General features: G+C 42.3%; 27 protein-coding genes. 21 read left to right on the top strand and 6 right to left on the bottom strand.

Annotation, left to right across the window (positions count from 1 at the left end; all coding sequences use genetic code 11):
* The first annotated feature begins 15 nt into the window (after positions 1-15).
* The 10 genes from N521_RS01365 (at position 16) to pdxA (ending at position 12,465) form a co-directional block, all read left to right on the top strand.
* Positions 16-966 carry an ABC transporter substrate-binding protein gene (locus tag N521_RS01365; protein ID WP_008347105.1) on the top strand — a complete coding sequence of 317 codons (951 nt, stop codon included), beginning with the start codon at positions 16-18 and terminating at the stop codon, positions 964-966.
* The gene (locus N521_RS01360) at positions 932-1,990 is read left to right on the top strand and encodes a FecCD family ABC transporter permease (protein ID WP_019743893.1); all 1,059 of its coding nucleotides are present in this window, start codon (positions 932-934) and stop codon (positions 1,988-1,990) included. Before N521_RS01365 ends, N521_RS01360 begins: the two co-directional genes overlap by 35 nt.
* The gene (locus N521_RS01355) at positions 1,987-3,273 is read left to right on the top strand and encodes a heme ABC transporter ATP-binding protein (protein WP_019743892.1); all 1,287 of its coding nucleotides are present in this window, start codon (positions 1,987-1,989) and stop codon (positions 3,271-3,273) included. The genes N521_RS01360 and N521_RS01355 overlap by 4 nt, the downstream gene beginning before the upstream one ends.
* Before the next feature lie 179 nt (positions 3,274-3,452).
* Positions 3,453-4,355 carry a 4-hydroxy-tetrahydrodipicolinate synthase gene (dapA, locus tag N521_RS01350; protein WP_019743891.1) on the top strand — a complete coding sequence of 301 codons (903 nt, stop codon included), beginning with the start codon at positions 3,453-3,455 and terminating at the stop codon, positions 4,353-4,355.
* 4 nt (positions 4,356-4,359) lie between these two features.
* Positions 4,360-5,532, top strand: coding sequence for an iron-containing alcohol dehydrogenase (locus N521_RS01345; RefSeq protein ID WP_035389377.1), 1,173 nt, complete (start codon positions 4,360-4,362; stop codon positions 5,530-5,532).
* Between the two features lie 71 nt (positions 5,533-5,603).
* Positions 5,604-7,007, top strand: a complete 1,404-nt coding sequence (locus N521_RS01340) for a sodium:solute symporter family protein (RefSeq protein WP_025207958.1) — start codon at positions 5,604-5,606, stop codon at positions 7,005-7,007.
* Complete coding sequence (locus N521_RS01335) at positions 7,007-8,182, top strand: sialidase family protein (RefSeq protein ID WP_035389375.1); 1,176 nt, start codon at positions 7,007-7,009, stop codon at positions 8,180-8,182. Before N521_RS01340 ends, N521_RS01335 begins: the two co-directional genes overlap by 1 nt.
* A gap of 146 nt (positions 8,183-8,328) precedes the next feature.
* Positions 8,329-10,113 (top strand): sigma-54-dependent Fis family transcriptional regulator, encoded by a 1,785-nt coding sequence (locus tag N521_RS01330; protein ID WP_197025604.1) that lies wholly within the window; start codon positions 8,329-8,331, stop codon positions 10,111-10,113.
* A 25-nt stretch (positions 10,114-10,138) separates the two neighbouring features.
* Entirely contained in the window at positions 10,139-11,485 is a 1,347-nt protein-coding gene (locus tag N521_RS01325) for a four-carbon acid sugar kinase family protein (protein WP_035389371.1), read from the top strand.
* Positions 11,461-12,465, top strand: coding sequence for a 4-hydroxythreonine-4-phosphate dehydrogenase PdxA (gene pdxA / locus N521_RS01320; RefSeq protein WP_035389369.1), 1,005 nt, complete (start codon positions 11,461-11,463; stop codon positions 12,463-12,465). The genes N521_RS01325 and pdxA overlap by 25 nt, the downstream gene beginning before the upstream one ends.
* A gap of 36 nt (positions 12,466-12,501) precedes the next feature.
* Here the strand turns inward: pdxA and N521_RS01315 are convergent, their stop codons facing one another.
* Entirely contained in the window at positions 12,502-13,248 is a 747-nt protein-coding gene (locus N521_RS01315) for an SDR family NAD(P)-dependent oxidoreductase (protein WP_017359266.1), read from the bottom strand.
* A gap of 189 nt (positions 13,249-13,437) precedes the next feature.
* Here N521_RS01315 and N521_RS01310 point away from each other — a divergent pair, with 189 nt between their 5' ends.
* The 7 genes from N521_RS01310 (at position 13,438) to N521_RS01280 (ending at position 18,718) form a co-directional block, all read left to right on the top strand.
* Positions 13,438-14,007 (top strand): cob(I)yrinic acid a,c-diamide adenosyltransferase, encoded by a 570-nt coding sequence (locus N521_RS01310; protein ID WP_035389367.1) that lies wholly within the window; start codon positions 13,438-13,440, stop codon positions 14,005-14,007.
* A 165-nt stretch (positions 14,008-14,172) separates the two neighbouring features.
* Entirely contained in the window at positions 14,173-14,568 is a 396-nt protein-coding gene (locus N521_RS01305) for a membrane protein (protein WP_008347092.1), read from the top strand.
* 15 nt (positions 14,569-14,583) lie between these two features.
* On the top strand, positions 14,584-15,249 hold the full coding sequence (liaH, locus tag N521_RS01300) for a stress responsive protein LiaH (protein WP_035389365.1): 666 nt from the start codon (positions 14,584-14,586) through the stop codon (positions 15,247-15,249).
* Positions 15,250-15,360: 111 nt separating this feature from the next.
* Complete coding sequence (liaG, locus tag N521_RS01295) at positions 15,361-16,230, top strand: LiaG family protein (protein ID WP_019744036.1); 870 nt, start codon at positions 15,361-15,363, stop codon at positions 16,228-16,230.
* A gap of 30 nt (positions 16,231-16,260) precedes the next feature.
* Positions 16,261-17,025, top strand: coding sequence for a cell wall-active antibiotics response protein LiaF (liaF, locus tag N521_RS01290; protein ID WP_035389364.1), 765 nt, complete (start codon positions 16,261-16,263; stop codon positions 17,023-17,025).
* On the top strand, positions 17,022-18,086 hold the full coding sequence (liaS, locus tag N521_RS01285; protein WP_007500303.1) for a two-component system sensor histidine kinase LiaS: 1,065 nt from the start codon (positions 17,022-17,024) through the stop codon (positions 18,084-18,086). Before liaF ends, liaS begins: the two co-directional genes overlap by 4 nt.
* A complete protein-coding gene (locus N521_RS01280; protein WP_007500305.1) occupies positions 18,083-18,718 on the top strand; it encodes a two-component system response regulator LiaR in 636 nt (211 codons plus the stop codon). The genes liaS and N521_RS01280 overlap by 4 nt, the downstream gene beginning before the upstream one ends.
* 42 nt (positions 18,719-18,760) lie before the next feature.
* Here N521_RS01280 and N521_RS01275 read toward each other — a convergent pair whose 3' ends face one another.
* The 4 genes from N521_RS01275 to N521_RS01260 are packed head-to-tail and all read right to left on the bottom strand — an operon-like array spanning position 18,761 to position 22,790.
* Entirely contained in the window at positions 18,761-19,129 is a 369-nt protein-coding gene (locus N521_RS01275; RefSeq protein ID WP_007500307.1) for a hypothetical protein, read from the bottom strand.
* A gap of 40 nt (positions 19,130-19,169) precedes the next feature.
* A complete protein-coding gene (locus tag N521_RS01270) occupies positions 19,170-20,288 on the bottom strand; it encodes a Ger(x)C family spore germination protein (RefSeq protein WP_035389363.1) in 1,119 nt (372 codons plus the stop codon).
* A complete protein-coding gene (locus N521_RS01265; RefSeq protein WP_035389361.1) occupies positions 20,285-21,379 on the bottom strand; it encodes a GerAB/ArcD/ProY family transporter in 1,095 nt (364 codons plus the stop codon). Before N521_RS01265 ends, N521_RS01270 begins: the two co-directional genes overlap by 4 nt.
* Positions 21,366-22,790: a spore germination protein gene (locus tag N521_RS01260; protein ID WP_035389359.1), complete on the bottom strand. Its 1,425-nt coding sequence runs from the start codon at positions 22,788-22,790 to the stop codon at positions 21,366-21,368. The genes N521_RS01265 and N521_RS01260 overlap by 14 nt, the downstream gene beginning before the upstream one ends.
* A gap of 113 nt (positions 22,791-22,903) precedes the next feature.
* Here N521_RS01260 and N521_RS18990 point away from each other — a divergent pair, with 113 nt between their 5' ends.
* From N521_RS18990 to N521_RS01250, 3 genes are all read left to right on the top strand, one after another.
* Positions 22,904-23,071 (top strand): YvzF family protein, encoded by a 168-nt coding sequence (locus tag N521_RS18990; RefSeq protein WP_003213147.1) that lies wholly within the window; start codon positions 22,904-22,906, stop codon positions 23,069-23,071.
* A gap of 87 nt (positions 23,072-23,158) precedes the next feature.
* Positions 23,159-24,553 carry a class II fumarate hydratase gene (gene fumC / locus N521_RS01255; protein WP_008347076.1) on the top strand — a complete coding sequence of 465 codons (1,395 nt, stop codon included), beginning with the start codon at positions 23,159-23,161 and terminating at the stop codon, positions 24,551-24,553.
* A gap of 123 nt (positions 24,554-24,676) precedes the next feature.
* Entirely contained in the window at positions 24,677-25,012 is a 336-nt protein-coding gene (locus tag N521_RS01250; RefSeq protein ID WP_035389357.1) for a hypothetical protein, read from the top strand.
* A 25-nt stretch (positions 25,013-25,037) separates the two neighbouring features.
* Here N521_RS01250 and N521_RS01245 read toward each other — a convergent pair whose 3' ends face one another.
* Positions 25,038-25,916, bottom strand: coding sequence for a TetR/AcrR family transcriptional regulator (locus tag N521_RS01245; RefSeq protein ID WP_017359276.1), 879 nt, complete (start codon positions 25,914-25,916; stop codon positions 25,038-25,040).
* Between the two features lie 192 nt (positions 25,917-26,108).
* Here N521_RS01245 and spxO point away from each other — a divergent pair, with 192 nt between their 5' ends.
* Positions 26,109-26,273, top strand: a complete 165-nt coding sequence (gene spxO / locus N521_RS19610; RefSeq protein ID WP_008347070.1) for an anti-adapter protein SpxO — start codon at positions 26,109-26,111, stop codon at positions 26,271-26,273.
* The last annotated feature ends 8 nt before the right edge of the window (positions 26,274-26,281 follow it).

Below are 26,281 nucleotides of genomic sequence, written 5' to 3'. Positions count from 1 at the left end.
GCAGGGGGTTTATTGATGAAGAAGTTAACTGGTATTTGGCTATCATTGTTACTTGTGATCGGTGTTTTAGCAGGGTGTGCAGGTGCGGAAACGGACCAAAAAACAAACAGTTCAAAGCCTAAAGAGACAGCGGCTGCCGCATTTCCTGTATCCATCAAAGATGCAGCTGGTAAAACAGTTGAAATCAAAGAACAGCCTAAACGAATTGTTTCGTTAATTCCAAGTAATACAGAGGTTGCCTATGCCCTTGGTCTTGGAGATAAAATCGTTGGTCGATCAGACTTTGACAACTATCCAAAGGAAGTAGAAAAGGTGGAGAAGATTGGCGGTCTTGATTTCAATGTAGAGAAGGTTATTTCCTTAAAGCCTGATCTTGTCTTAGCACATGCATCACAAATGAGCTCAAAAGACGGATTTAAACAGCTTGAAGATGCAGGTATTCAAGTGCTGACTGTCAATGATGCGGCTTCCTTCAAAGATGTTTATAAGTCTATCCATATGATTGGTGAAGCAACCGGCGTAAAAGAGGCATCAACGAAGCTTGTAGATGAGATGAAATCAAAACTGAATGACATCAAAAAACAAGCAGAATCCATCTCCAAAGACAAACAAAAAACAGTTTTTGTCGAAGTATCAGGTGCGCCTGAAATTTATACAACAGGTAAACAAACGTTTATGGACGAAATGTTGTCTGTCATTCATGCAAAAAATGCTGCTGGCGACCAAACAGGCTGGGTGCAAATGACGGAAGAATCAATTATTAAACGAAATCCTGATGCCATCGTTACGATTGATGGCGCAAGTTTAGCTGATCTGAAAAAAAGAGACGGCTGGAAGGCGATCAAAGCAGTCAAAGAAAAACAAGTCTTTCAATTGAATACGGATCTGGCATCACGACCGGGACCGCGATTGGTTGAAGGAGTGGAGGCTCTTGCGAAAAGCATCTATCCTGACACGTTCAAATAAAATCATCATCGCATACACAGCAAGTGCTTTACTTCTTGTGGTGAGCATTGGAATGGGAATCTCATTTGGCAGCTTAGGGATTCCCATTCCTTCTATACTTCGGATCTTTGTTCATGAAGTATTTGGAATCGAGGCCGGAACCATTGATGCAATTGACCGCAATATTATGATGAATATCCGGCTGCCGAGAGTGATATTAGCGGCGTTAGTCGGAGCAGCTCTGGCGTTATCTGGTGCAGCCTTTCAAGGTTTATTAAAAAATCCTCTCGCTGACCCTTATACACTTGGGGTATCTCAAGGGGCATCTGTGGGGGCTGTAGCCACATTGTTTTTCAGTTTGCAGTTTCCTTTGCTTGGCAGTTTTACACTGCCTTTTTTGAGTATGACAACAGCGCTTGTCACACTATGTCTCGTCCTCTTTTTTGCCCGTCTGGTTCACCGAGGAATGAGCATTTCTTCTTTAATTTTGACGGGGGTCATCTTCAGCTCTTTTTTAGGAGCGCTCATTTCATTAATGATTGCGTTAACAGGTGATGATTTAAAAGAGATTATTCATTGGCTTCTAGGCAGTGTGTCTATGAGAGGTTGGCGATATATTGCTCTTTTCCTTCCTTTTTTCCTCATTGGTACATTTGCACTCATCCTGATGGGAAGAGATTTAAATGTGATGACATATGGCGAAGAAAAGGCAAAACTGTTAGGGGTTCATGTGAAACGGAGCAAATATGTGGTGTTGCTTGCTGGTTCGATTCTGACTGGCAGTGCGGTGGCTGTGTCAGGAACGATCGGATTTGTCGGACTGGTGATTCCACATTTTATCCGTCTTTTATCCATTACGGATCATCGTCATTTGCTGCCTTTGTCGATGCTGAATGGTGCTTCCTTTCTCGTTTTAGCAGATGTGCTCTCCCGTACGATCATTGAACCGACTGAATTGCCTATTGGCATCATTACAGCGTTAATTGGTGCACCTGTCTTTGGCATCATCCTCATCCGCAGATATAGAGGAGGGACGCATCTATGATTCAAGTGAAGGAAGTTAGAGGAGGATATGGTGAAAAAGAGGTCATTCACGGCGTGAGTTTTGAAGTGGAGCGAGGGGAATTCCTCGGCATCCTTGGTCCGAATGGGAGCGGAAAGACGACGCTACTTAAAATGATCGCAGGTATTTTAGCACCTGAGAGCGGCCAAGTAACACTAAGTGGTCATCCAGTTCAATCCTACCGCCCAAAGGCACTTGCGCAAAAATTGGCGGTTCTTCCCCAGAAGACCGATCAAGCCTTTTCATTTACAGTGGAAGAAACGGTCCAGTTTGGGCGTTATCCTTATCAGAAAGGTTGGCTGCAATCTGTTACGAAAGAAGATATCGAGATTGTCAGCAAGGTGATGGACCTAACAGATATTGCTCAATTTAAGAATCAATCCATCCAAGAGTTAAGCGGTGGAGAACAGCAGCGGGTTTACTTAGCTCAAGCGCTGGCTCAGTGCCCTGACTATTTATTGCTGGATGAACCAACCAGTTTTCTTGATTTAGCTTATCAAAAAGAGTTACTCGATTTGATTAAACAAGAGACCGCTTCCTATAACTTAACGGTGATCGGTGTGTTTCATGATGTGAACATTGCCAGTTTGTATTGTGACCGTCTGCTTTTGCTGAATGAAGGAAAGACGGACATGCTGGGAGAACCGCATCATGTGTTGACCACCGAACGGGTGAACCGGGTGTATGAAACAGATGTAACACCTCTCCAACATCCACTGCGGGCAAACCCTCAGCTGGTAATTGAACCTGCGTCCATCTCTGAACATTCAAGACTGAACTTAGCGGATGGGTGGAAAACATATGGCGCAAACGGAATGACATTTTCTACTCATCAGCCATTGCGCATCCTTTCATCACATGAGAAAAGCGGGGGTTTCTTTTGGACACGGTCCCTTGGAACGGGAACTGAAGCACTCCAAGACATGCTGGATGATGAGGAAGGGTACTTATTTCTTGGTCAATCTGATGGGCCGAAGCAATACGCCGCTGAAGATGATGATGAAGATGTCCTTCTTTATGGAATGCATCAAGAAGGAGAGCTGTCCGTTTGGCTTGTGCTGAAAGGAACGATATCAGATGGTGCGTCTGTCCAGCTGATGGGCGAGCTGATGCACTTCATTAAACAAGAGACAAGTATCCAGGTACATCATCTTTGTATCGCTGCTGCCAATGCAGAAGAAAAGGAGCATGCTGCTCATTTACATGAAAGAGTCAGACTGAAAGTGAAGCATCTTCTTCATACGTTAAATGTAATGAAAAAGTGAACCGGCTGGTTCACTTTTTTTGTTGAAAACATCAACATCTACTTATGTCACCCACTGAATATTTGAAAAAAACGAAAAATATGTTGCTAAATAAATCATATTACTTTTATAATAAGAATCATGAAAGCGTTTTAATAATTAATTGTTTAAAAATGCAACAATCGGAAGGGGAGGATCATTTGAACATTCAGGGAATCATTCCAGCTATTTTGACACCGCTTACAGAAGAAGAGTATTTTCATCCAGAAGTGACAAAGCAACTCATTGATCATTTAATCGACTCTGGTGTGCACGGCATCTTTGCTTTAGGGACAAACGGCGAATTTCATTTGTTTTCAGAGGAAGAAAAGCTTCAAATTGCTGAAACTGTTGTAAAGGCTGCGGGCGGCAGGGTGCCTGTATACATGGGAGCAGGCGAGAATAGTACTGAGGCAACCATTAAGCTTTCAAACAAGTTCGCAGATTTAGGCGTAGATGTCCTGTCGGTTATCACCCCTTATTTTGTTGCGCCATCACAAGAGGAGCTGTATGAGCATTTTCGTCATATTTCAGAAAATGTGACCATCCCCATCTTGCTCTATAACATTCCGTCAAGAACAGGTGTGTCACTTGCGCCAGAGACGGTTGCAAGGCTCAGCGTCCTACCGAATGTGTTAGGTATTAAAGACAGTAGTGGAGATATTGCCAATATCAAAGCGTATCTCGATGTTACAAAGGATGAAGAGTTTGTCGTGCTTGCAGGAACGGATTCCCTCATTTTAGAGACATTGAAGCTAGGCGGAACAGGTGCAGTGGCGGCAACGGCAAATGTATTTCCAGAAACCGTCGTTGGCATTTATGAATCGTTTCAGCAAGGAAATCTTGACCAAAGTGAGCAATTTCAGCAGCAGCTGCAGCCGTTAAGAGCCACATTCACATTAGGAACGTTACCAGCACCTTTGAAAAAAGCAGCTGAACTTTCGGGGATTCCTGTAGGTCCGCCAAAAAGCCCGGTCAAAGCATTATCCGGCGAAGCTTTAGAAGCTGTGGTGAACATGATGGAGAATTATCGGATACAAGCAAAAGCAGCAAAGGAGTCGTGAAGAGATGACAATATCACAATATCACTTTCAAACGGCATCACACATTGTTTCTGGCGCTCACTCTCTAGAGCTCCTTGGGGAGAAGCTAGAGCTATTAGGACTTAGCAAGTTGAGATCCATTTTTATTTTAACGCAGCCATCCATCGTATCTCTTGGTTACGCAGATCAAATCAAAACAGAACTTGCGAAAAAAGGGATTGCGAGTGAGATCAGCACAGAGATTAAGCCTGAACCAACGGAAGAAAATATCGAGGACGTCTTCCAGACATTTTTAAAAGGGGAGCATGAAGCCGTTATTGGGATTGGTGGCGGGAGTGTGCTGGATGCGGCCAAAATATTAGCCGTTCTAAAGACGAATGATCAGCCAATTTCTGATCTCGTTGGCACGAACCTTGTTAAAAAAAGAGGAGTTCCAACGATTCTCATTCCAACAACCTCAGGTACGGGATCAGAAGTGACACCAAACGCGATTGTTACCTTTCCGGAAAAAGAATTAAAAATTGGCATGGTCAGCCCATACCTTTTGCCTGATCTTGTGATCTTAGATCCCTCACTGACACTCAAATTGCCAAAAGCCATTACCGCAGCTACAGGGATGGATGCGTTTACGCATGCGCTTGAATCGTATATTTCAAATAAAGCCAATCCATTTAGTGATATGTTTGCACTCGAATCGATGAGGCTCATTTCAGGAAGTATTCAGGAGGCCTATCATCACGGGGATAATATGACAGCAAGGGAAGATATGCTGGTTGGTGCCATGTATGGCGGGATGGCGCTCACAAGTGCCGGAACCGCTGCTGTTCATGCAATGGCTTATCCGTTAGGGGGGAAATTCAAAATTTCACACGGTGTCGCTAATTCCATGCTGCTTCCTCATGTCACGGCGTTTAATGCAGACCATATCAAAGATCGTCTTGAAGATATTGCTAGAGTGATAGGGATCGAAGAGAAAGGCTCAAAGCATACGCTTGCAGAGCAAGTGATTCGTCAAGTTGAAGAGTGGACAGCGGATTTACACATTCCTCAACAACTCAAAGCCTTCGGCGTGTCAAAAGAAGATGTGCCGGTACTTGCTGAAGCTGCTTCAGAGGTGAAGAGATTAATGGATAACAACCCGAAGCCGATGTCTGTCTCTGATATTGAACAGATCTACATGAAACTGCTCCACGTTTAACACTTCATACGTCACTGGGATGGGACATGAGAAGTTGCTTCATACGGCTTGCACACAAAGGGGGATTTTAAGTGAATGTCTTAAGTAGTTCTGTCATCACATTTATTTTAATCGTCATTATTCTCTATATTCTGTTTACGACCTGGCTGACGATGCGTTTCCGTAGTAAGTCTAACTCAGAATTTAACAATGCCGCTAAGTCACTTCCAGCTATTGTGGTCGGTATTTTGTTAATGAGTGAATTCATTGGGACGAAGTCAACTGTCGGAACAGCTGAATCTGCTTTTACACACGGGCTTTCCGCTTCATGGTCTGTTATCACAGTTGCTATTGCCTTTTTTATTTTTTCCTTTTTCTTAGTGGGAAAGTTTTATCGAACAGGACAATACACGATTTCAGGTATTATTGATCAAAAATTTGGGAAATCAACAAAGCTTGTTGTCTCTGTCATTATGATTGCAGCCCTGCTCTTGGTGAATCTAGGAAACTATTTAAGTGGTTCAGCTGCCATTGCATCCATTCTTGGTCTTCCTTTAATGACCTGTGCCATCATCACGGCGGTTGTGAGTACATTTTATTTTACTTTCGGAGGAATGAAGGGGGTTGCATGGGTCACGATCCTTCATTCAATTGTGAAGTATGCGGGGATTTTGATTACACTAGGGGTAGCCCTTTATTTAACAAAAGGCTTTGAGCCAATGAAACAAACATTACCCGACCATTTCTTTACATGGGATGGGACCATCGGTTGGGGAACGATTGGAGCTTGGTTTATAGGAAACATGGGGGCCATTTTTGCGACGCAGTTTATCATTCAAGCGATCACCTCGTCGAAAAGTGAGCGAGAAGCGAAAAAATCGACCCTGTATGCAGCACTCCTTTGTTTGCCGCTTGCCATTGCGATCGGGATCATCGGTGTCGCAGCCCGTTATTTGTATCCAGACATTGACCCTATTTATGCTTTCCCTGTCTTTTTACAGCATATGAATCCGATTTTGAGCGCTATTGTGGCAACATCGCTTGTCGCATCCATTTTTGTTGGTGTCTCGACGGTTGCACTTGCTACAACCACGTTGATTATTGATGACTTTTATGTACCGAAAAAGAAACCATCACCAGAGCAGCGTATGAAGGTGACTCGGTATGTAGCCGTCATGGTTGGGATTGTGCCGCTTGTGGGGGTCGCACTTGCACCAGAGTTGCTGTCACTTTCCTTTTTTACACGAGCACTTCGAACATCGATTGCAGTTGTAGCAGCAATGGGCTTTTACTTGCCATACTTTAATTCAAATAGAGGAGCAACCATTGGTCTTGCCGCTTCAGGCATCGCCACGACGGTGTGGTATTTACTCGATAATCCATTTGGAATCGATAATATGTATGTGGCCATTATCATTCCTTTCCTAGTTCTGGTGATGGATCGATGGATCAGCCCGCCAGCTAAAAAGGATCAATCACTGAAAGGAGAATTATGATGACAAATGAAGACATCATGATCAAAATAGATGGAAAATTGCGACAAAATGAACAAGACGCAGCTAGAAAAGAAGCCTTTTTACCAACAGATTGCGTGCAAAACCATGCGGCTAATCTCATCGAACTGGATAATGGAGATTTGCTGTGTGTATGGTTTGGCGGTACGCAAGAAGGAATTCCTGATATCTCTATCTATATGTCAAGGCTCAAGCAAGGAAGTAATCAATGGACGAAAACTGTGAAGCTGTCTGATGATTCTACACGATCTGAACAAAATCCAGTTCTTTTTCAAGAGAAAGATGGCAGGCTGTGGCTGCTTTATACAGCACAACTTTCTGGCAATCAAGATACAGCTCTTGTGAGATATCGTTTATCGGAGGATAGAGGAGAGACTTGGGGAGAGATTGGTACTTTATTTGATCAGCCGGGGACGTTTATACGACAGCCTATTGTTGTATTGGATAATGATGATTGGCTCCTTCCGGTGTTCTATTGTAAAACGATTCCTGGCGTAAAATGGACAGGAAACCGTGATGTCAGTGCTGTGAAGATTTCCTCAGATCAAGGGAAGACCTGGGAAGAGGTCACTGTGCCCAACAGTACTGGCTGTGTTCATATGAATATCGGAAAATGTGCGGATGGTTCCCTGCTTGCCCTCTTTAGAAGCCGGTTTGCTGATTCGATTTATATGAGCCGTTCAGTGGATCATGGACGGACATGGTCTGAGCCAAGAGCAACAGAGCTGCCAAACAATAACTCATCCATTCAATTTACGGTGCTCCATAATGGTCATCTTGCCCTCGTTTATAACCATATCAACGCGGATGATCAAACAGAAAGAAGAGCGTCCTTGTATGATGAAATTGAGGATGAAGGCGATACACGAACGGCTGTTGATACAGAGGCGCGTCCAGCCTTTTGGGGAACACCGCGTGCGCCAATGACACTTGCCATCTCGACGGATGACGGTGCGACATGGCCCGTCAGACGTAACCTTGAAATTGGCGATGGATATGCCATGACAAACAACTCAAAGGACAAATTGAATCGAGAGTATTCCTATCCATCCATCACAGAAGGAAAAGATGGGAGCCTGCACATTGCGTTTACTTTTTACCGGCAGGCCATCAAGTATGTGTGTGTGAAAGAAGAATGGACTCATCACACGTCTTAACCGCAAGGGATCAGTGTTTCCGTGAATTGTAACCCTCATTTTCTTCATTTATAATTGATGTTTGGAGGGTTGTCTCAATTTGCTAACATTTGGACTCCCTCAACGTATGTCTCACGATGAAGAGATAAAAAATGGGGGTCCTTTTCATGAATATAAAAGTATTAGGTATTGCGCCGTATAAAGGATTAGGCGATGTATTAATCGACCTTGCCAAAGACGAAAAAAGCATCACATTCCAGCTTGAAGTCGGAGATCTTAGGTCTGGTGTTGCACTGGCAGAACAGGCCGAGGCTCAAGGAATGGATATTATTATGAGCCGCGGGGGGACAGCTGCGCTTATTCAAAAACACGTCAACATTCCAGTGGTGGATATCCCTGTGTCAGGCTACGACTTGCTTCGTGCCCTGACGCTGATTAAAGATTACCAAGGGAAAAAAGCAGTAGTTGGATTTGAAAATATTACACAAGGTGTACGCACCATCGGAGAGTTATACGGGATCAAAATTGATATTTATACAATACAGCAAGAGGAAGAAGTGTGGGATCTTTTACAGCAGTTACAGGAGCAAGGGACACAGGTTGTACTGGGTGATGTGGTTACAGATAAAGCGGCCAAGGAGCTTGGGATGCAAAGCATGCTCATTACCTCAGGACGTGAATCTGTCAAAGAAGCGTTTCATCAAGCAAAACAAATGTACCGTTTATATAAAGAGGCGACAGCTGAGCAGCGCCTCTTTCGTGAAATGATTGACCAAGAGTCAAAAGGGATGCTGATCATTGATCAGCACAATCAGCTTTATTTTATCAATCAGCAAATGAAAGAATGGACAGAAAAAGGGTTATTTGCACCGTTTACGTCTCATGTTGATGTGATGGATTGGTGCCCGGCGCTTGAACCAGCAGTAAAAGCAGTTCGAGAAGGAAAACAAAATGGATATTCTCAAATCTCCTTTCAGCAGCAAGTGTGGCATGTCAAAGGAAGCTTATTATCTAAAGGTGAGCTACTTTTGACGATTGAGAAGCCTTCTGCTGTGATTAATAGGGAGGGGCAGCGTATATGGACGCTGGCTGCACCTGTTCATTCAGCACATCCATTTGCTCTTTTTACTGAGCAGAGTTCAAATATGAAAGATGTGATTAAAAGGGCAAAGGCGTTCAGCCAAACAGATCGATCGATTTGTCTCTATGGTGAACAAGGAACTGGTAAATCAAGCCTTGCTTTTGCTATTCACCAATTGAGCGAGAGGAAAAATGAGAGCTTTATGACGGTGCATTGCAGCCGTTTGACTGAATTAGATGATGTAAACATAATTCCGGTGCATCAAAAAGGGACGATCTTTCTGAAGGATATTGATCGTGTCCCAATGGCTATGCAGCCCATTATGGCCGAGCAGCTTATTCATCATCAGCAGAACATTCGCTGGATGGCTGCATCTACAGTTGATTTGTTCAAATTGATGCAATCTGGGGCGTTTCATGAAGACCTATATACGTGTTTGCAGGAGCTCGTCATTCATGTCCCGCCGTTATCTGAACGGGCAGAAGATATTGAGGATATGAGCAGGTTATTTATAGCTGAATTAAATTCTCTTTATGGGACGCAGGTTGTTGGGCTGTCAGCAGATGTGATTGCCGCCTTTCAAAACGAGCGATTTAGAGAAAATGTCCGGCAGTTCAAGCGGATTATGGAGGAACTGGTGCTGACAACAAAAAGTGGATATATCACGTTGAGTAAAGCAAAGCCGGCAATTGAGCAACTTGCTTCTGAGAATGAAGAAAAACAGCTGTCCAGCTATTTACATGGCACGCTTGACGAGATTGAAAGACGAATCATTCGGACGGTGCTGGAAGAAGAAAATATGAATCAATCAAAAGCAGCAAAGCGGCTGAATATTAACCGCACGACGCTGTGGAGAAAGTTAAAGGAATAATATGCAATGAGACCGAGGTGTCTAAATGACAAACGATCTATTAAAAAAAGGAGCGAACTTAGAGCAAAAGGTGATCATTGTGGCTGATGATTTAACAGGCGCAAGTGATACAGGTGTTCAATTTGTGAAGGCCGGTTTAAAAGCCTCTGTGCTGTTCCAGCCGTCATTTGAGGATATGAGCCGGTACAAGGAGGAAGATGTACTTATTGTCGATACAGACTCACGAAGTATGTCTTCTGAAAGAGCGTATAATGAGGTCAGTCAAGTGGTCCAGCCGTTTCTACAAGGGGATTCGCACCTTTTCTTTAAAAAAATAGATTCAACGTTAAGAGGAAATATAGGAGTAGAGCTTCAGGCACTAATGGATCTTGGCCGGTTTGATGCGGCAGTCATTGCCCCCGCTTACCCCGATGCGAATAGATCTACGGCCTATGGGATTCATTATGTGGAGGGTGTGCCTGTTCATCTATCAGAAGCAGCGAAGGACCCAAAAACGCCTGTCCTGACATCCAGTATTTCAGACTTAATTGACGAGCAGACAAACATCAAGCCAAAACATCTTTCGCAGCAAGCGATCTATTCAGAGCTAAACGAAACGAGTCATGACGTTTCATCTTTATTAAAACATGGTCATCAATGGTTTGTGTGTGATGCAGAAACGAACAATGATTTAACACAGATCGTTGATTTGTTTATGAAGATCAATCAAAGAGTGCTTTGGGTCGGGTCAGCCGGACTCGCTGGCGCATTATCATCCTATGTCGCGAAACACCGCAATCTTTCTCATGCAAAAAAGCATGAATCTGTTCTCATCGTTTCAGGAAGTGCTTCTCAAAAAACAAATGAGCAGTTTGCTTTTTTAAGAGAAAAACACGATTGTCTCGAGGTGAAAGTGAACCCGTTGAATGTATTAAACGGCCGTGAAGCATGGGAAAGGAAATCAGTCATGGATCAGTTGCTCATGCGTCAGGATGAAGATATTCTCCTTTATACAGACGCAAGGCCAGAAATGGTTGAACAGATGTTGGCATACGGTGAAGCGAATGGCATGACAAGACAAGAAGTAGGAAGTACCTTATCTGTCTGTCTTGGTAAGATCACAAAAGACATTGTTGAATTAACAGGGATGAAACGCCTTTTTTTAACTGGTGGAGATACGGCGCGTGCGATATGCCATGAGCTTGGAGCAGGCGGGATTCAGCTGTTGAAAGAAATTGAACCCGGCATCCCGCTTGGGCGGCTCGTTGATACGAGTGTATATGCGGTCACAAAAGCAGGGGCATATGGTCAAAAAGATTCTGTGCTCCATGCGGTTGAAGTGTTGAAAAACATAGAGGGGGTAGACGAATGGCAAAACCAATCATTGCTGTAACGATGGGAGATGCTTCTGGGGTTGGTCCTGAAATTATTTTAAAAGCCTTCCAGCAAAGCCGTTTACATGAAGAAGCCGTTCTATTTGTCATTGGAGACACCCATATATTAAATAGGGCGAAAGATTTTGTGAATACACATGTGGAGATTGTCAGTATTAAAGAACCGGAGGAGGCGGAACAAGTAAAAGCTGGTGCCGTTCCTTGTCTTGATCTTCATCTATTAACAAGTGATATTCCAGTAGGAGAGATTTCAAAAGAAGCAGGGAATGCCGCTTTTCGATATCTTGAAAAAGCCATTACACTTGCGAATGACCGTAGAATTGACGGCATTTGTACAGCACCGTTAAACAAGGAAGCACTTCATAAGGCTGGTCATATGTATCCAGGGCATACAGAAATATTAGCTGACCTGACAGGTACGGACGATTATGCCATGATGCTGGCAGCTCCTAATTTAAAAGTGGTGCATGTGACGACACATATCGGATTAATGGATGCCATCTTAAAAATCAATCCTGAGCGTGTATACACAACGATTAAACTGGCTCATGATACCCTCGTTCGATCTGGTATCCCTGCACCTAGAATTGCTGTGTGCGGGATTAATCCGCATGCCGGGGAGAATGGTCTGTTTGGAAACGGAGAAGAAGAGGAGAAGATCATTCCAGCGGTAGAACGAGCACAGGATGAAGGGGTTCAAGTATTTGGCCCGCTACCAGCTGATACACTGTTCTTTAGGGCGACAAGAGGCGACTTTGATATCGTTGTGGCGATGTATCATGATCAAGGGCATGGACCAATCAAGGTGCTTGGCTTAGAATCAGGCGTTAATATTACAGTTGGATTGCCTATAATCCGTACAAGTGTCGATCATGGGACAGCATTTGATATTGCAGGAACAGGAAAGGCTGATTCTGCGAGTATGGAAGAAGCCATTCGGCAGGCAATCATGCTTTCTGGTACGAGAGAGAACCGATAGTAAAAGTGAAAGAGCCTTCCAATGGAGGCTCTTTCTTTAGTTCATATACGTTCCGCCATTCATATTGATGGTTTCCCCTGTGATGAAATCTGACTGATCAGAGGCTAAAAAGGTGACGGCGTTTGCGACTTGCTGCGGTGTTCCAATTGTTTTCAGAGGAATTCTTTCTAAAACAGATCTACGGTATTCATCACTCCACTGTTTGCTCATGTCTGTCTCAATTGGCCCAGGACAGACAGCATTTACATGAATGTGATGTGCTGCTAATTCTTTGGCAAGATGCATCGTTAAGTAATTGATACCTGCCTTTGAAACGCCGTAAGCGGGTGATGCATTGTGATGAGGGGTTTTGCCAGTAGTTGAACTCATGTTGACAATCTTCCCGCCTTGCTGTTTGATCATGTCAGGAATGACTGCTTGACACATGAGAAACGTACCCGTCAAATTAATATCAATTAGTCTTTTCCATTCATCAACAGATGTATCGACTGTTGATTTCCGCAAATTGATCCCAGCATTGTTGACCAATATATCAATCTGTCCGAAATGGTTTTTTGCCTTCTCAACGAGGGAGGCAGCTGTCGCTGGTAAACTAGCATCACCAGCGACAGAAACAGCGCGTGTCTCTTCTTTATTTAGAGAGGAGCAAACGTCTTGCAATAGCACTTCATTCGTTCCGTTCAGCACCACTTTAGCTCCTTCAAAGACAAATGCCTCCGCAATGGCGCGCCCAATCCCTCTGCTTGCACCTGTAATGATTGCTACTTTGTTTTGTAAAGTCATCTATCATCCCACCTATCTGTCATAATTAAAAAGCGCTTTCATTTATTATAAAATGTGATGTTTCATCATTCAACATATAAAGTGGGAATGAAGAGGTTTTGAATAAAAGTGTTTCATAATAAAACAAATACATCTTTTCCACTTCAGGGTATACTAAAAGGAACAAGCAATGGATAAGGGGGAACCTCAATGAAACTTTATACAAAAACCGGAGATCAAGGTCAAACAGGCTTGATTGGCGGGCGGGCTGATAAAGATGACGCAAGAGTAGAAGCGTACGGTACATTAGATGAGGCGAATAGTTTGATTGGACTAGCCCATGCAAACTTAAGGCAGCATGGCGAATTGTTTCAAGATATTCTATCTGAGCTAATGGTCATTCAGCATGAACTGTTTGACTGCGGCGGTGATTTGGCAACGGTGAAACCACCGAAAGAAGGCAAGTTAAAAGAAGAATCTGTCACAGTCCTTGAAAAGCGAATGGACGTGTATGTAGAAGAAGCCGCACCGCTGACTAAATTTATTTTACCTGGGGGCCAGGAAGGTGCTGCCCTCTTACATGTAGCGCGAACAGTCGTCAGGAGAGCCGAGCGGCATATTGTGACACTCGCAAAGCAGGAGGAAATTCCAGCAGTTACGCTCACATATGTGAACCGTCTATCCGACTATTTATTTGCTGTCGCCCGTATTGTAAATCATCGGCTTGGTGAAGCGGATGTTGAATATGAACGAAGTGCAGACGTGTTTCGTTCTAAATGAGGAAAAGCACTCTTCTAGTCGAAGAGTGCTTTTTCTATAGATTCAACCGCTCAGTCTGAGCCATGTTACGACTCTGGTCGCAATCAAAGATCAATCTACGACACGTTTTGCCAGCTTCCTTTTTTGACTATAGTGAAAGCAAGGAGCAAGAAAGGAGGCATGAAGATGAAAATCACAAGTAAAACCATCATCGGTTCAATCCTGATGTTTATCGGTTTATCCATCTTCTTTGGTGGTTCATTGGGCGGGCTGATCCCGACTTTGATTGGGGCGTGGCTCATTTATGTAGGTGTCAAAAAATATGATAAAGGCAGTAAAACAACAGGGGTCATTCTCTCTATTATCGGTGTATTGCTCGTCGTGCAGTCGCTGCCATTTTTACTCGGAATCGCATTTGCTGGAGTACTTCTCTACTTTGGCTGGAAGATGATCAATGGTGAATCTGCAAAGGAATCATCAGGCAGATCATCCTATATGGAGCCAAACACGGCACCGAACATGGAAGAACCGATGCACACGTCATTTGATCAAGAATGGGAAGACTTTTTAAAGAAAAAATAAAGGGAGGAATATGAAATGGTATTAAGAAGAGTACGTGATATGTTTGTTGCAACAGTCAATGAAGGTTTAGATAAATTGGAGAATCCGCGTGTCATGCTGAATCAATATGTTCGTGATATGGAGGACGATATTGCCAAAGCGAAACATGCGATCATTAAACAGCAAACCATTCAGCAAGGTTTCTTGAGAAAAGCAGAAGAAACAGAAGCATTTGCTGATAAGCGAAAGAAACAGGCGGAGCTGGCGTTTCATGCAGGAGAAGAAGAACTTGCACGGAAAGCACTGACTGAAATGAAGTATTTTGAAGAAAAGCACAACGAATATCAAGAAGCCTACCAGCAATCTGTTAAACAGTTGAAAGAGCTGAAAGAACAGTTGCAGCATCTAGAAACAAAGCTGCGTGATGTTAAAGACAAGAAGCAAGCGCTGATTGCAAGAGCCAATGCTGCACAGGCAAAGCAGCATATGAATGAATCTATGAATAAGGTTGATAGTGAAAGTGCTTATAAAGAATTTCTACGCATGGAGAATCGTATAGAGGAAATGGAGACAAAAGCGGGTAGTTATGCACAATTTGCCGATCAGGGTGCATATGCTCATCTTGATTACACTGATGAGGTTGAAAAGGAATGGCAAAAGCTTCAACGATCAAAGCAGCTTGAGAAACAGCCGGCAAACTAATGGAAATGTGTCAAAACGGAAGAAAAACAGGATTTTTCTTCCGTTATTTGATTTCTTTCTGTTTCGCTTTTCCTTATAATAAAAAGGTCAAAGGATAAAGGGATGATATAAATGAAACGGTTCATTGGTCTAATTTGTATACTTGTTGGTGTTTTTTTGATGATTGGGATGCTTTTCAAAAATGGAGATCTCTTTCATTTGAGCTTTTCTCGTGATAAAGCGGTCACAACAGCTTCAGCGAAAAAGGATGAGGTTGAACAATTAGATATCTCTCTTTCTGGATTTCGCATCAAGGTGAAGCCGGAAGATCGTTCGGATATTTCTGTGATGGTTGTGAATGGAAAAGGGAAAATGTATGCGGAACAAACAGGCGGAACATTCAAAGTCCGTGCTGAAAATAAAGGATTTTTGTTTTTCTCTGCATTTGAAAAAGGAGAACTCTTAGTCAAAATTCCAACAGATTATCATAAAGATGTGAAAATAACAGGTGGAATCGGCGTGAGCGAAGTAAATGGCGAAGGAAAGCTGTCTCTTCAAGATGTGACGCTCAAATCAACGAGCGGAAACCTCACAGCTGAGAACTTCTCAGCAAATCGAGTGGAAATCAAGGCGACTTCTGGCAGACTCTCAGTGTCTCATATTGATGCGAAGGAAAGTGATATTGGTGCCACTTCTGGTCGTGCTGATATTCAAGATGTAAAAGGAAAGCTGCAATTAGGCATGACAAGCGGCAGGCTGACAGCAAGCTTTGATACAATTGATTCACCAGTCGACTTTCACATGACATCAGGCAGTGCGAAATTGAACTTGCCAGATGAGGGAGATTTCAAAGTTCAAGTGAAAAAAACGAGTGGAAGTATTGATCATTCGTATGATTTTGACCAAGCGGATAGTGAAGGCCGAGGTTTTACAGGCACGCATGGGAAAGGGACACACTTAGTCGATATTGAGATGACAAGCGGAAACTTAAAATTGCGGTAAACAAACGAAAAAAGGAAGGAGGCGAGTCAACTGCGTTTTTCTAGAAATCAAATTTTAGGCATCATTGTGGTGATTTTTGGTATTAATCTTTTTCTCAAAATTATTGGGATTGGGGCAGACCTATTTTGGCCAGTGTTTTTTGCTCTATTTGGTTATTGGCTGCACTCTCGATCTAAACGTTGGCTCGGTTCGGTTTCCTATATTTTTGCAGGCTTTCTCTTCTTGAAGTTTCTACTAAATATCACGTTTAGTTTGACTGGGTATTTATTTGCTGCCTTTTTGATCTATGCGGGCTATCGTTTATTGAAAAACAAACCTGTTTTTGATGTCGATAAAAAGGATTCATCAGACGATGGAAAGCCTTCACTGAAAGTCAATCTTGAAAAAGAGGGCGATCAGAAGAAAACAAAAAGCCAGGCAAAGCCGCGCAAAGAACATGATTTCTTTATCGGTGAAGTCAGGCTGATGAAAAAACCATTTCAATTAAGTGATTTGACCATTTCAGGTTTTATTGGCGATGTCAAAATCGACTTATCAAAGGCGATTATTGCTGAGGAAGAGAGTACGATCGTCATTAGTGGACTCATCGGAGATGTCGATATTTATGTACCGCAGGATATTGAAGTGTGTGTGAGTGCTTCGGCGGCGATTGGTGATATGAAAATCATTGATGAAAAAAGAAGCGGGTTCGGCAGTAAAGTGTATGTCATGACAAATGATTATGATGAGAGCAAGCGAAAAGTGAAAATCTCCATTTCTCTCCTGATAGGGGATGTGGATGTGAGGTACTTATGAGGAAACTGCATTTAGGCATCCAGTGGCAATCTGTTCGTCTTGCAGTCGGTATCTCGCTTGGTGTTGTCATCATGACGACACTCCCGATGTTTTTTTATTACCAGCTTGATCCCATGATTTTACTGTCTACGCGGTGGTTCGGCATCCCGTTTTTTTGTATTTTGCTCATTATTAGTCTCGCCATTGGTGTATCAGCGGGGCATGTGTTTGGCTATCAGCATAAGAAGCGGCTGGATCAGCTTGTAGAGTCGATTTTGAAGTTTGAAAATGGGAATTTTGCCTATAGACTGCCTTCTCTAGGTGATGATGAAATTGGTTTGGCGGCAGATCAATTAAATGAAATGGCGAAACGAGTGGAAGGGCAAGTAGCCTCCTTACAAAAGCTCTCAAATGAGCGAGCTGAATGGCAGGTTCAAATGAAAAAATCGGTTGTCTCAGAAGAGCGTCAGCGTCTAGCGCGTGAGCTGCATGATGCAGTCAGCCAGCAGCTATTCGCCATTTCGATGATGACGTCTGCGATTCTTGAAGGGATGAAGGAAAAGGATGAAAAGATTTTAAAGCAAATGCGTCTTGTGGAACGAATGGCTGGCGATGCACAAAATGAGATGCGTGCACTCCTTTTGCATTTAAGACCGATCACCCTTGAAGGAAAAGACTTGAAAAAAGGCTTGATTGAGCTACTCAATGAATTTCAGGCAAAGCAGCCAATTGATATTGATTGGGAAATAGAAGATGATGCTCCGCTGTCTAAAGGGGTGGAGGACCATCTGTTCCGAATTGTGCAAGAAGCCCTTTCCAATGTGTTTAGGCATGCAAAGGCGACAAAGGTGACAGTACGTCTGCTTATTCGGAACCGTCAAGTTCAATTGAAAATTATCGACAACGGGATTGGTTTTCAAACAGATCATGTGAAGACTGCTTCCTACGGACTTGAATCGATACGAGAAAGAACAAGTGAAGTAGGCGGTGTCGCAGAGATTATGTCATTTGAGGGAAAAGGCACACAAATTGATGTGAAGGTTCCCATTTTTGATGAAGGAAAAGGAGAGAACGTTCGATGATTCGAGTGCTTTTAATTGACGATCACGAAATGGTGAGAATGGGTCTTGCTGCTTTTTTAGAGGCACAGGCGGATATTGAAGTCATCGGTGAAGCGTCAGATGGACAAAAAGGTGTAGAACTAGCGGTTGAATTAAAGCCAGACGTGATTTTAATGGACCTTGTCATGGAAGGCATGGATGGCATCGAAGCAACGAAAAGAATTTGTCAGGAAATAGAGGATGCCCGGATTATTGTACTGACGAGCTTTATTGATGATGATAAAGTGTATCCAGTGATTGAGGCTGGTGCTTTAAGCTATCTTTTAAAAACATCGAAAGCAGGAGAAATTGCTGATGCCATCAGGTCTGCAAGTATCGGCGAACCAAGGCTTGAATCAAAAGTAGCTGGAAAGGTCATGAACAAACTCCGCCATTCATCAAATGGGTCCATTCTGCACGATTCGTTAACCGCAAGAGAAATGGAAATATTAAAGCTGATTGCCGATGGGAAATCGAATAAGGTCATTGCTGAGGAATTGTTTATTACCATCAAAACAGTCAAGACGCATATTACCAACATTCTTTCCAAGCTTGATGTAGAAGACCGCACACAAGCAGCCGTGTATGCACATCGCCATAAGCTGATTCAATAAAAAAACAGCTTTCAAATGAAAGCTGCTGGAACATGCACAAAATTAGTCCTTCTGTCCTGTGATTGGACGTTCGGATAGTTGATGGAGCTCAGGAACTGGAAAAGCCTCCTGCTCCTCGGCCGATTTGTCTTCCAGGGTTTTCTTCATCTCGGAAAGCAGCTTGACGCTTTCCTTTGCCACTGCAGCTTTTTTCTCTTGCAAATCAATGATCTGTGAAAGTCCAACAAATAAACCGCCTCCAATCAGAAGGAGCGCAGGGGTTTGTCCATAATAAATCACGATCAAAAATGTGCTTGAAAAGCTGTCGGCTTCAATGAAGAAATCTTCTTTTGATTGCATGAATACCACGACTAACAGAAGTATTCCTAGAATCAAAAATAGAATGCCGGCCGAAAGTAAAGCTCGTTTCATGATTGACACCCTTTTTTTCTTACCATTTTAACATACTCTATTAGGATTGTGTTGCGCCCTTAGTCCCGAAGTCACGGATTTTCACATTTACCTTGTAACGAATATCCGATTCACTAAAAATGTCATCCCAATGTTTTGCTTCTTTTCGATAGTCTTTCGGATATGCAATGCTTGCTTTTTGATAAAACCCACAAATATCTGCTTTGATTTCATGCTGTAATTCCCCGATAAAATCTTTTACATTTTCCTCAAGTCGATGTGCCACGACTTTCTCAATTTCTTGGAGGTATTTTTCATTAAATGAATTTTCCCGTTCATTCCAATCCTCAGACAATCTTCCATCAAGCTCCACTGACACATCAAATTCATATTTGCCACTGGCTGTTTTATGGGTGTCAATGTTGTGTTTGATTTTAAAGATCTCAAAAGAATAAATGCTATGTTCATATTGGAATTCAATCACTCCGCCTGTTGCATCTCCAGTCAGCAGGTTGTAGGACTGCACCGCTAAAGGAGAGATGTTGGTGAGAAATCGTTTGTTCTGAATAATCGAGGCACCATCCAGCATTAATTTGCCCTGACTGACACTGACTTTCGGAATGGCAAAGGATACGTTGTTTTGCATAGCAGAAGAAATATCTCCTAAGGAAACGGGCTTGAACATACGAATGGTCGTTTTTGTATTCGAAGAAATATCGTATAAGGTGGAAGCGGCAGGCTGGCCGTCGTCATTGATTTTCAGCATATCTCCAGGCTTCTCAGAGGCCATAAAGACAAGGCTTCCTCTTCGTGTTTCATTGTCCCGAATGAATTGATTGATGACCAAATCGAAATTATTTTCATTGATAAGGTCTTGAGAAAACAAATAAACCCTCAGCTGCTGAGCAAAAATGCGGTGTGTTTTTAGGGCCGTTGTACGAAAAATTTGGTGTATGGAATCACCGCTTGTCTCAATAATCTTCGTCGGATCTTTCACGCTTGATTCTTGCTCAATTTTTTGCGGAACGAGCACCTGCATAGACAGCTTCAATTTATGTCCGTCATCTCCTTTATCTACAGCAAATCCAATTGCCATGTTGAGCTCCTCGATATTTGTACTATCCCAGCACCCGCATAATAGAATCAGTGAGAAGAGCGCAAGAACCGCTTTCTTTTTCATGCTGTTTTCCGCCTCCTTTTGAAAAATACGATGATAAATAAAAGAAACGGGAGTATACCAAATAGAAGAAAGAACAAGTTGTTTACGTAGGTTAAATAGTCTCGGACCGTATCAACATCTTTTGGGAAAAGAGCGGCAAAGAAGATCACAATGCCCATCAAGGCGAGCGAGATTTTTTTAGGGAATTTAGTCAATTTGATGACTCCTATCGTAGCAAAAAACGTATATCCTACAAAGCTCGTATAAAGCTGGACAAGCCAAACAATCAGCAAAAAGGATTCAATCCGTTCAATAAAAATCCCCTGAATATCAAATGATTGAAATAAGGCAATGGTCGGCCACGTCAGAGTCGCCGTTTCTTTCACCGTGAGCGCACCAACCACAAGAATATAGGTGAAAATATAGATGATCGCAGGAATCAAAAAGCCGATGGAGCCATATGCAAAAGTGTGTTTTTGCGTATTCATATAGGCAGGCATGAAAAGCATCATTTCAATGCCGACAAACGAAATGGCCGAAGCATTCAAGGAATTGAAAACAGGGGAAATGCCCTCTCCTAAAACTGGCCGTAGGTTATCGAGCTTAAACTCTTGTACACTAAGTCCGTAGGCTACAAATAAGATGATGAGTGTGACAATCAGAAAAAAAGGGCACAGCCGGGCAAAATCTCCAATCCCCCCAATCACAAGGTAAAAACCAACCAAAATAAAGCTGATCATCGTCACGGCTACCGGTGTGTTTTGAAGTAGAAAGAATTTCACCATCTCAGACATGGCTCGTACTTCATAGCTGGCAACGCCGAGAAAGTAAATAATAATCAACAGGTTGGCAAGTGAGCCAATCCATTTCCCAAGTCCTTCTTTTGTATAGTCATAGTAGGAAGAAAAGGAGACCTTTTTCATCATGAGCACATTGACAAAAATGAACACAATGTATATCACACTCATGAGTAAGAGTGCAATCCAGCCGTCAGGTGTAGGCGCAGCTTGAGCCATTGATCTTGGCAGAATCATCATACTTGCACCTAGTGTGGTATTGGCGATAATGGCACTTGCCTGATAGCTTGTGATCGACTCTTTATGATTGACCATGTCGTTCCCCTTTCTTTTGATTTTTCAAAGGCAATCTGATGATGGAATTGTCCTCATTTTTATAACTGAACACAAAATCTGGTGAAAAATATGGGGTGCCAAAGCTTTTTTGTCTTGTCAAATGAGTGAGTAAGACGAGCATAAACAGGACAAGTCCATATAAACCGAATGCAGCTGCAGTAAACATGGACACAAAGCGAAGGACACGAAATGATATCCCCATTCCATATTGAGGAAAGGTAAAGGATGCAAGTGCAATGACGCTGACAATAATGACCATAATGGAGCTGACGATATGGGCTTGTACGGCTGCCTGCCCAATGACAACACCGCCCACAAGTCCGATTGTTTGTCCAAGTGGATTAGGCAGTCTTAACCCAGCTTCCCGCAGCAGCTCAATGGTCATTTCCATGATGAGTGCTTCCACAATAGGAGGAAAGGGGACATTCTCACGTGTGCTTGAGATGGAAATAGCTAAAGTTGTGGGCAAAAGACCTTGATGGAAGGACACAAGGGCAATATAAATGGCTGATAAAAACAATGTGAGAAAGATGGACGTAAAACGCAGCAAACGAATCAGAGAGGCGGCGATCCACCTTTCATAATAATCATCAGGTGACTGCATAATCGTCGCAAGGGAAGCAGGCACAATTAAGATAAAAGGCGAATGATCAACAAAGATGGCGACGCGCCCATTGTTTAAAGCAGATGCGACTTTATCAGGCCGTTCTGTGTTTTGAATTTGCGGAAAAGGAGAATACACATTGTCTTCAATAAGCTCCTCAAGAACGCCTGAGTCTTGAATATCATCAATGGTGACTTGTTTGAGACGCTTTTTTACCTCTTTTAAAACAGAGGGCTCAACGATCCCGTCAATGTACATGATCGATACTTTGGTGTATTTTTTTTCGCCGATTTTCATATCTACTGTTTTGAGATCAGGGTTTTTCAAACGTTGTCTGATGAGAGCCAAGTTCGTGTTGATATCTTCAATGAAACCAATCTTTGGTCCTCTTACGACGGTTTCAGATGTAGCGTCTCCTAAACTGCGTTTCTTCGTTCCGTGCGTTTCTAAAATATAAGCGTGCTGAAATCCGTTAATCATTACGACACAATGTCCTTGAAAAATGGCATCTACCAGCTCTTCAGAGGTTTTCACCGTACGAGTTGTCATCATTGATAAATTGGATTCTAGCTTCTCTTTTGTCAGAGAGGCATGATCTTGCAATAGCAGCTTTAAGAAGGTTTGAATCTGCATCGTTTCGTTCATTTCTTTAATGTATAAATAGTAGACAACCTGTCCATGAGGCAATGTTTTTTTCTCATGGATCAAATCATCCATGTCCTTTAACTGAGGGAGAATGACAGAGAGATTATCGTATAAGTGCTCTTTCAATGGAGTTTGATTCAAATGGATCACCCGCCTCAATTTCTTTTTCTTAGCATTACCTGCTTGAAAAAACAATATTCTGTGTTACATTATTTTGTGGTATATGAAAGAATCACGGTGTTGGAGGAAAGAAGATGGCGCAAATTCGTTTAGCAGGAACAAAAGAGGAGATCGACCGTATTCTACAGTCGTTTGACAAGCATTATGAGGTGACCTATACGTCAAAAGATTACGGAAAAACAAATCCAAAATACAAATATTCCAAAGATGTTCGTGTTTATATTGAACTAAAATTAAAATAAAGATAAAATTTTAATTGAAAACGCTTAAAGGATTTTCGTTTTTTGTATAGAATAGAGTTGAGTGATGAAGCTATGGAGGGATACATAATGACAGAATTTAGAATCGAAAAAGATACAATGGGCGAAATCAAGGTGCCACAGGACAAGTTCTGGGGTGCACAAACACAACGAAGTAAAGAAAATTTCAAAATCGGTTCTGAGAAAATGCCAAAGGAAGTTGTGAATGCGTTTGCAATTTTGAAACGTAGCACAGCGATTGCGAACGAACGTCTTGGCAACTTAGAAAGTGAAAAAGCTGAAGCGATTGCTGCTGTATGTGATGACATCATCAGTGGTAAGTATGACGAGCATTTCCCGCTTGTTGTATGGCAAACAGGAAGTGGAACACAAAGTAATATGAACATGAACGAAGTCGTTGCAAATAGAGCAACTGCTTACTTGAAAGATAAAAATAGTGAATTCAGCATTCACCCGAATGATGATGTGAACCGTAGCCAAAGTTCAAATGATACATTCCCAACGGCTATGCACGTGGCAGCTGTTTTAGCTGTGTACAAAAAGCTATTGCCTGCGATTGACCAGTTAAGAGCGACGCTTGATGAGAAAGCAAAAGCATACCAAGAGATCGTGAAAATTGGCCGTACGCATTTGCAAGATGCAACACCTCTTACAGTGGGCCAAGAGATTAGCGGCTGGGTGTACATGCTTGATCGTTCAAAAGAAATGATTTTAGAATCTACTGAAAAAATGAGAGAACTTGCCATTGGCGGAACAGCTGTTGGTACGGGAATTAACGCACATCCTGAGTTTGGTAAATACGTGGCAGAAGAAATCAGCCAGTTAACAGGTCAAACGTTCAATTCTTCACCAAACAAATTCCATGCGCTGACAAGCCATGATGAAATCACATATGCACACGGAGCGCTTAAAGCTCTTGCAGCTGACTTAATGAAAATTGCCAATGATGTGAGATGGCTTGCAAGTGGTCCTCGCTGCGGAATTGGTGAATTGATCATTCCTGAAAACGAGCCAGGCAGCTCCATTATGCCAGGAAAAGTCAACCCAACTCAAAGTGAAGCTTTAACAATGATTGCCGCACAAATCATGGGGAATGATGCAACAATCGGTTTTGCCGCAAGCCAAGGAAACTTCGAGCTGAACGTATTTAAGCCGGTCATCATCTATAACTTCTTGCAGTCAGTTGAATTGCTAGCTGACGGTATGAACTCATTCCATGACAAGTGTGCCATTGGAATTGAACCAAACCTAGAAACAATCGAGAAAAACCTAAACAATTCATTGATGCTTGTGACGGCACTCAACCCGCACATCGGATATGAAAATGCAGCGAAAATTGCGAAGCTTGCGCACAAAGAAGGATTAACGCTAAAAGAAGCTGCCCTTCAATTAGAACTATTAACAGAAGAGCAGTTTGAAGAGTTTGTGAAACCAGAAGAAATGGTGACACCGAAAGCAAAATAAGACACCAGAGGCCTCTGTGCCTCTGGTTTTTATATGGAAACTTATCGAGGTGAATGGTGTTTGAGGCAGTTGAAGACAAGATTTATTAGGTGGTTACGGACACGGGATGTTGAATTTTTCCAAGTGATATCACAGGATACGGAGGAGTCTGCTTTTTTATTATATGTTGATCAAAGGTGCCAAAAGAGCGGAAATCATATTGATATATACTTGATTTCTCATTTTGAACTGTCAGAAGAATCGTATGAAGATGTGTTAAGCTTCAATAACGATATGCTTGGTAACAAACCAGCCTGTTCGTATTATATGGATATACTGCCGGTGGAGGAAGAATTTGATTTTGATTTTCCGTATGACATGCTGGCTGTTCAAAGATATGTAGATGAATTGCTTGAAAGAGTCCAAGCGAACAAACTTCCTGACATAACAGAAAAGAATTTTGATTATTTGTCACAATAAAACCCAGGGCAAGCAAGCCCTGGGTTTATAAATGATCTTCTTTTAGAATGCGTAATAAGGAGCCGGAGACCGGCTGAAGCGGTGTGTATAATTTCAATTGATAAAGCATGCCTTTGACGATGACTTGTCTTGGCTTTTGTTTGTTTAACTCGTTTTCTAAAATGCCAAGCGCTTCAAATAAATCTGGCTCGTCTTTCACTTCATAATGTGCTTCTGCCAGTTCTCTTAATTCTTTTAATAGAGATTCTGTGAGCGGGTCAAATGATCGTTCATAAATCGGGCCAAACCAGTCGCTTGCTTGGTCCACAGAAATGAGCGGATGGTCATTGCGCTTCATCATACCGCCCATTAGATCATCAATACGGTGAATCATTGTTGCGGCAAGCTCCTCTGCTTCGAGCTGAAAATCATATAAAATGGCAAGCTCAAAGTAAACGTGACTCATGCCCTCAATCGTTAAACATAGATCAGCCATATAAGGAATGGCCGCATCTCCATACACTTGCTTAATGTTATCAATGTGCAGCTGAATCGTCGCAAGTCGAATTTGCTTTGCGAGCTGCTGTGTTTCTTCGTTCAATGGGAGCGCCCTGTCGCTTAGCTGCATTTTAATAAAATCTTTTTGCTGCAAAATATTATCGTAATAGACAGTGAGCTGTTTCCGGTAGGCCTCTTTTGGTGTGCCGCCCTCTGTTTGAACCTCATGAATCCGGGTAAATACCTTATCGTAATAGTAATGCAAGATCGAAATAAGTAGTGCTTCCTTCGATTTGAAATAAAGGTAAAACGCACCCTTTGACATGTGGCATTCATCCGCAATTTCCTGAACAGACGTTGTATTATAGCCTTTGCTGGCAAATAACTTCATACCAGCCTCAATAATCATTTTTTCTTTCTTTTTCAATATGAATGTCATCCTTTCTTACCGAGAGACAAATGTCTTAGGAAACGTGCGCAAAGAGATGTGACTTATCGGTCATAAACGACAAAACTTTTCAAAAATTAATCAGATTGTAACTTGTTTTTTACAGTGTAATTCTTTATATTATAAAGTAAGGTGACCAACCGGTCAAAAAATGTGAAAGGATGATGTTCCATGAGAGAAATTGATGATATGATTAGACGCTTGAAAGCAAAAGGAATTCAAGTAGAAAAAGTCAAAATGCCGAAAGAGACAACCATTGAAAAGAAATGGATGTATCAAGCTGGCAAGAAGATCAAAGCCACATACCGTGATTTCAATGGGTATTCATTCATCTAAAAAAGACT

The organism is Bacillus sp. UNC125MFCrub1.1 (assembly GCF_000701305.1).
GTDB classification, from domain to species: domain Bacteria; phylum Bacillota; class Bacilli; order Bacillales; family Bacillaceae; genus Bacillus; species Bacillus altitudinis.
The sequence above is the reverse complement of the archived record's forward strand: the minus strand, read 5'-3'. Positions and strand labels throughout refer to the sequence as shown.